The organism is Streptomyces sp. NRRL F-2664, from assembly GCF_000719345.1.
GTDB lineage: Bacteria > Actinomycetota > Actinomycetes > Streptomycetales > Streptomycetaceae > Streptomyces.
On sequence record NZ_JOFX01000407.1, the window covers coordinates 1 to 373 of the forward strand.

General features: G+C 73.5%; 1 protein-coding gene. It reads left to right on the forward strand.

The window, feature by feature from the left end:
- Nucleotides 1–373, forward strand: a 373-nt coding sequence (locus IF89_RS39830) for a hypothetical protein (RefSeq protein WP_043195025.1), incomplete at both ends; no start/stop codon positions are given.

The window sequence follows — 373 nt, forward strand, 5'->3', positions numbered from 1 at the left end:
TACCGCCACCCCCGACGGGCGGCGGGTCACCGAAACCCTCGACGCGCTGGGCCGGCCGCTGCGGACCGCGGACAACTACCGCGACGGCGCCTACGCCAAGGAAGCGGACGCCGACGGGGCCCGGGTGCTGTCCGAGGCCGACTACTCCCAGTGGGCCCACTACCAGGTCACCACCACCGACCAGGCCGGCCGCAAAACCGTGGCCTCCACCGACCCCTGGGGCCACACCAGCAGCACCACCCGCCCCGACGGCACCACCGTCAAGACCGCCACGGATGTTGTGGCTGAGGCCGTCACCCAGGGCGTCCTGGGCAAAGACCAGCAGGACGCCGGCCTGGGTGACGCGCGGGCGGTGTCGGTGCAGGACGCCGAC